Annotated in this window: 1 protein-coding gene; it reads left to right on the top strand. The window is 37.9% G+C overall.

Features of this window, described 5'->3' with window-relative positions:
- Positions 1 to 406: transposase (locus tag GOQ17_RS16095; protein WP_159639070.1), on the top strand; the 406-nt coding region annotated here is incomplete at both ends.

Raw genomic sequence — 406 nt, 5'->3', positions numbered from 1 at the left:
TGAAGCAGATCAGTCCCTAGGCTATGTTCCTGTTGTTAAAGAGAAATTAAATTTGCTGAAAGAAACGGTACAAGATACAGATGAGGCCTATCGTCATACGATTTCCAAAGATACAGATGCCACCATTAGACATAAGACAGCTGACAGCAAATTCTTTGGTTACAAGACCCATATTGCTATGACACCAGAACGTCTGATCACTGCAGCCATTGTTACCTCAGCAGAAAAGGGGGATGGCCCCGAGCTACCCAAATTATTAGAAATAAGTCAAAAAAACGACATTCACGTAGATACTATAATTGGAGACTCAGCGTATTCAGGAAAAGAAAATCTTAAACTTAAAAACAAAGATAATCAACAGATAAAAGTCGTAGCAAAATTAAATCTCTCCATTACTCAAGGTTGT

The sequence above is a fragment of the Sphingobacterium composti genome, assembly GCF_009829075.1.
GTDB classification, from domain to species: domain Bacteria; phylum Bacteroidota; class Bacteroidia; order Sphingobacteriales; family Sphingobacteriaceae; genus Sphingobacterium; species Sphingobacterium composti.
The sequence above is the reverse complement of the archived record's forward strand: the minus strand, read 5'-3'. Positions and strand labels throughout refer to the sequence as shown.